The following is a 4937-nucleotide window of genomic DNA, read 5'->3' on the forward strand; positions in this document are numbered from 1 at the left end:
CCGGCGCCGCGTTGTCGCCGCTCGCCGAAGCGCAGCGGCGCTTCACCGCGGTCGAAGCGCGCGAACCCGGCCGCGGCGCGGCGGGCATGGCGGCGGCCTGCATCACCGAGCAGGCGGACTGTCTGACCGCCCTCGGCCGCCTCGACGAAGCCGCGCAGGCGTACGAACAGGCGATTGCGCTCGCTGAGCAAGCGCACGCCGAACGCCAGGTCGCGGTCGGCAAAGGTCAGTTGGGCAGCGTCCGCCTGCTGCAGCGCCGCTTCCCGGAAGCGCTCGCGGCGTGGGGCGAAGCGCGCGAACGCTTCGCGGCGCTCGGCGAAGCGGAGTCGGTCGCCGTCGCCTGGCACCAGATCGGCATGGTCCACCAGGACGCCGGCAACGGCGAAGCCGCCGAAGACGCGTACCGCCAATCACTGGCGATCAAGGTGCAGTGCAACAACGTCGCCGGGCAGGCGAGCACCTTGCTCCAGTTGGGCAACCTCTACGACGACGTTCTCGGCCGCCCGGAGGACGCGGTGACGCACACTCGGCAGGCAGCCGAGCGCTACCTCGCGCTGCGCGACGCGGCCGGCGAAGGCCGCTCGCGCGGCAACCTCGCCGAGACGCTGCGCCGTCTTGGCCGACGCAGCGAAGCGCGCCACGAAATCGAACGCGCGCTGGCGTGCCTCCGCGACCTTGGCCACGCCGCCGAGCCGTGGAAGGTCTGGGGCATCCTCGCGGCCATCGAGAACGACGACGGCCGCGCCAGCGAAGCGCGCCAGGCAAGCCGGCAGGCGCGCGAGGCGTTCCTCGCCTACCGTCGCGACGGCGGCGAGAACCACAGCGGCGGCGGGCGGCTGGCGGCCGAAATCGCCCGCCTGCTGCTCGCCGGCGACAGCGTCAGCGCCGCCGCGGGGCTCGCGCAACTGGCCGGGGAACTGGCCAGCGACGCCGACGCCCCCGCCTGGCTGCCGCCGTTCGTCGCCGCGCTGCGCGCCATCGTCGCCGGCGAGCGCAGCGCGGCGCTCGCCGACGCGCCGGGGCTTTACTACCGCGACGCCGCCGAAATCGTCCTGCTGCTCGAGCAACTGGCCGCCGCCGGTCCGATTGCGCGAACGACGCGCGCTGGCCCGCGCGCCGTAAAGCGCATGATGTGGGTCATTGGCGCGGTTGGCGCAGTTGCCGCCGTCGCCGCTTTGTCTTACGCCCTGGGTACGGGATGACTCAGCTTTTCGCTCGCAGGAGTACTCATCCCGGCAAAGGAGTACCATGTGCGCACGGTATATACAGGAGACAGGAGCGACGAATGCGGACACGGGTGTTCAGAAGCGGGAATTCGCAAGCGGTGCGCATTCCGCTGGAGTTGCAGTTGCCGCCGGGAGTGAAGGAGGTCGAGATCGAAGCGATGCCCGGGGGGGACTTGCTCATCCGGCCGGCGTTGCGCCGGCTCACCGGCCTGGCCGACAGCTTCTCGGCGATGGGCGCCTTGGGATGGTTTCCGGATGGCGAACGTCCCGATGCGGGCGAGGAGCTTGAGCGCGATTGGGGAACATGGGGCGCCGCCAAGCGCGGAAATGGCGAGCCGGGATGAAAGCGGTGCGTTACCTGCTCGACACCAGCATCTGCATCCATGCCATGCAGGGGAATCCGGCGCTGGCCAGGCGTTTCAGCGAGTGCTACTTCGGCGACTTGCTGCTCTCGGCGATCAGCCTGGCGGAACTCGAATTCGGCGTCATCGCGCCAGGCGGCGACGGCGCAGCGCGTCGTGCGGCACTCGACGCCGTGCTCAACGATCTCGTGGTGCTCCCCTTAGATGCCGCCGCCGCACGCGCCTACGCCGCCGTTCGCCTGGCCGACCCGCAACGCACGCGCAATGCGCTGGACAAGCTGATCGGCGCGCACGCACTGGCCGTGGAAGCGACGCTGGTCACGGCCAACCCGGCCGATTTTTCGCGCATTCCGGGGTTGCAAGTCGAGAACTGGGCAAGCTGAGCGGCCGGTAAGCCGAACAGCCGGCAAGCCCGATTGGTCGGTCAAAGGAGCATTGGCGGGGTCGCCATCGCTGGCCGCCGCTGCTTCGGCCAGGACGTGCTGCAAGCAGTTCAAGCGACCCGCCGCAGCGAGGAGCCGACAATTCCGCCAATGAATCGTGCCTGGGGAAACGAACGGCCACCGCCGGCGGGGAGGAACAACGACCAGGAACGATTCCGCAAACGCAAGCCAGGGACCTTCCCGTTCCGCTTCCCGTGCCACTTCCCCTTCCGCCTCCTTTTCGGCGACCTGCTCCCTCTCGCACAGCAGCGGCGACGACGGGATTGTCCGCCGGTTGCACAGGGCGCTGGCCGAGCTGGATACGTCGCTGACGATCAACTCGCCTTGAGCCTTCCAAGGTGAAGATCGGCCTTGACATGCTACGGGAAACCCGTAGAGTTCAAGACATGCGCACGGTGATCGAAACCCCGACATTCCAGAAACAGGCCGCGAAGCTGTGGTCAGAAGACGAGCGACTGAGCTTTATCGACTGGATTGCAGCGAATCCGCTCGCCGGGGACGTGATTCCTGGTGCGGACGGCGCGCGCAAGGTTCGCTGGAGCCGTGCCCGGGTTTGGCAAGTCTGGCGGGGTGCGGGTGATCTACTTCAATCTGAGCGCGCAGGAAGTCGTGCTGCTGGTGGCGGCGTATGGCAAGGCGGACCGTAGCACCATGCGTCCTGACGAAATCAACAAGGTGGTGTGAGATGGAGGGTGCGGGAATGGACGTTGACAAGGTGGCGGCGGCGATCGAGGCGGATGCCGGTGAAGCGCTGCCGGACCTGCGGCAGGCGCTTGCCGAGGCGAGGGACGGGATGGGGCGGATCACGACGGGCGAACAAATCCTGGTTCGCCAGGCGCGGAAACTGTCCGGCCTGTCGCAAGCGGCATTCGCCGAGCGCATCGGCACCCCGGTGGCGACGCTGCGCGACTGGGAACAAGGGCGCTTTGCGCCGCCGGGCGCGGTGTTGTGCCTGTTGCGGCTGATCGTCAAACATCCCGAGTTGTCGCAGGAGTTGAGCGAAGTCTGAGCATCGCCGCAGGCCGTTTTACTGACGGGCCGCCAGGCGCAATGCTCGTGCGGCCAAGCATTTCCTGAACAAGGTCTGACTCTCGCCGGAGGCTCTTCCGGCCAACAGGCCTTCGATGCTGTCATCTCTGTCCACGGCATGCCAGTAGATGCCGCGGCTCATGGCGATCAGGCGCCTGCTTTTTCGCTCTGCAAACATCATTTCCCAGCGCTGCCGGCAGTGCATGTCTGACCGTGCTGGAGACAAGGCGAACTTTGTCAGCGGCCAATGAAGGGATTGAGCAGTTTCGCGCCGGAACGCTCGACATCGCGCGTGTTTCGGCTGACCAACACGAGATCGTGCACCAGCGCTGTGGCGGCGAGCAGACCGTCGGCCATCGGCAACGGATCCGGAATCCCCAGGCGGCCCCAGGAATCGGCGACTTCCTGGGAAATCGGCAGCAGACGATTGCCCACCGAGGCGCGCAGGGTCGTCAGCCAAGCGTCCAGCCTTGTCGCTGCGATGGGGTCACGCCGACGCAGCAGCTCCGTGCCGCGGCGTATCTCGCCGAGAACGATCACGGAGAGGTAGATATCGGCGGCGGAAATGCCCGCGTACCAAGCCTGCACGCCTGGGTCGCCGCGATCGCCCTTGCGCAGTTCGGCCAGGACGTTGGTGTCGATCAGGAATCCCACGCCGCATCTCCACGCCCGTAGTCCGCTGGCCTGGTGAAATCGGCGTCCTCACCAACATCGGGCATGGCGGCGAGCAGAGCCTTCAAATCCCCGGCTTGGTCACTTTCCGCTGCGTCCGGGACGAGAAGGATGACTTCAAGGCGCTTGTGCCGCAGCGATTCGGGAACGGCGATCGAGGTCGGTGCGTCTTCATAGAATTGCCGAATGGCTTCCATCGCTTCTTGATCCTTCGCAAGTCGTTCTACTGTAGGGCTCCCTTTGACCGAATGTGAGCTTAGCGGAAAACGGCTGCATTGTCCGCACGACGGACGCTCGCCCGCTCGGCCGCGCGAAACGGGCAGGAATCGGCGACCGCGGTCGCGCCGGCGACGCGGGCCGGGCCTTGGCGCTTGCCCTCGGGTGCGTGTCGCCGCAGCCCGCCGCGCGCGCCGCAACAACCGCAGGCGAGGCACAGGAATCTGGCGTAGACTTACGGCGCTAAGTGCTGTTGTAATGGGCAAAAGCAAGCGGCGAGCTTAGTGGGCAAAGGACGAGGGCCCGGCGTTTGCCGAAGAGAAACCGAAAAGAAACCGACGCTGCCAGGGGAGAGGCACGATGAACGAGAACACGGGCGGAAGTGCCAATCGCGGAGGCTCAACGACGGGAGATTCGCCAACGACTGGCGCTTCCGCGAGCTACTTCGTCTCGCACAGCAGCGACGACGACGGGATTGTCCGGCGGTTGCACCGGGCGCTGGGCGAGCTGGATACTTCGCTGACGATCGACTCGCGGGCTTTCCGCGGCGGCGATCCGCTGGAATCGACGATCCGGGCGGCGATCGACGGGTCGTCGGGGGTGCTGGTGCTCGTTTCGCCGCAGGCGCACAGCTCGGCGTGGGTGGGGAAGGAACTGAAGTACGCGTTGGTCGTGCAGAAGGCGCGCGGTGGGGTCGAGCATTTCCCGGTTGTGCCGCTGCTGCTCGACGGGACGCCGCTCGGCGCTTTGGGGGCGCTGTTCGACGAGCAGCCGATCCACGTCGCGCTCGCCAGCAGCGCGCTCGACGCGGCGCCGCACGACATTCTCGTCGCCCTGCACCGGCGGCTGCCGACCGACGCCGCGCCGCAGGCGCAGCCGCCGGCGGAAGCGGTCGAAGAACTGCTGCTCGAACTTTGCGACCCGCGCGTCGTGACGCACGCCGACGGCAGCCGGCGCGCCAGCGCGCGGGCGCGGCTGGTGCATGTGCC

7 protein-coding genes and 1 pseudogene are annotated in these 4937 nt (G+C 67.6%); 6 read left to right on the forward strand and 2 right to left on the reverse strand.

The features are described from left to right. From Q1L59_RS02270 to Q1L59_RS02290, 5 genes and pseudogenes are all read left to right on the forward strand, one after another. Positions 1-1202, forward strand: a 1202-nt coding sequence (locus Q1L59_RS02270) for a tetratricopeptide repeat protein (protein ID WP_300327673.1), incomplete at its 5' end; no start/stop codon positions are given. Positions 1203-1285: 83 nt separating this feature from the next. Then, positions 1286-1570: an AbrB/MazE/SpoVT family DNA-binding domain-containing protein gene (locus tag Q1L59_RS02275; protein WP_300327674.1), complete on the forward strand. Its 285-nt coding sequence runs from the start codon at positions 1286-1288 to the stop codon at positions 1568-1570. After that, the gene (locus Q1L59_RS02280) at positions 1567-1971 is read left to right on the forward strand and encodes a type II toxin-antitoxin system VapC family toxin (protein WP_300327675.1); all 405 of its coding nucleotides are present in this window, start codon (positions 1567-1569) and stop codon (positions 1969-1971) included. The genes Q1L59_RS02275 and Q1L59_RS02280 overlap by 4 nt, the downstream gene beginning before the upstream one ends. A gap of 446 nt (positions 1972-2417) precedes the next feature. Beyond that, a pseudogene (locus Q1L59_RS02285) lies at positions 2418-2715 on the forward strand (DNA-binding protein). A gap of 16 nt (positions 2716-2731) precedes the next feature. Then, complete coding sequence (locus Q1L59_RS02290) at positions 2732-3040, forward strand: helix-turn-helix domain-containing protein (RefSeq protein ID WP_300327676.1); 309 nt, start codon at positions 2732-2734, stop codon at positions 3038-3040. A gap of 257 nt (positions 3041-3297) precedes the next feature. On the opposite strand, the gene Q1L59_RS02295 is transcribed toward Q1L59_RS02290, so the two are convergent. Both Q1L59_RS02295 and Q1L59_RS02300 read right to left on the reverse strand, forming a co-directional pair. Then, positions 3298-3714, reverse strand: a complete 417-nt coding sequence (locus Q1L59_RS02295) for a type II toxin-antitoxin system VapC family toxin (RefSeq protein ID WP_300327677.1) — start codon at positions 3712-3714, stop codon at positions 3298-3300. Then, positions 3702-3929 (reverse strand): hypothetical protein, encoded by a 228-nt coding sequence (locus Q1L59_RS02300; protein WP_300327678.1) that lies wholly within the window; start codon positions 3927-3929, stop codon positions 3702-3704. The genes Q1L59_RS02295 and Q1L59_RS02300 overlap by 13 nt, the downstream gene beginning before the upstream one ends. 379 nt (positions 3930-4308) lie before the next feature. Between Q1L59_RS02300 and Q1L59_RS02305 the strand changes: the two genes are divergently transcribed. Then, the coding region (locus Q1L59_RS02305; protein ID WP_300327679.1) for a toll/interleukin-1 receptor domain-containing protein at positions 4309-4937 on the forward strand (629 nt) is incomplete at its 3' end.

Origin of the sequence: Accumulibacter sp. (assembly GCF_029255125.1) — a bacterium.
Classification (GTDB): domain Bacteria; phylum Pseudomonadota; class Gammaproteobacteria; order Burkholderiales; family Rhodocyclaceae; genus Accumulibacter.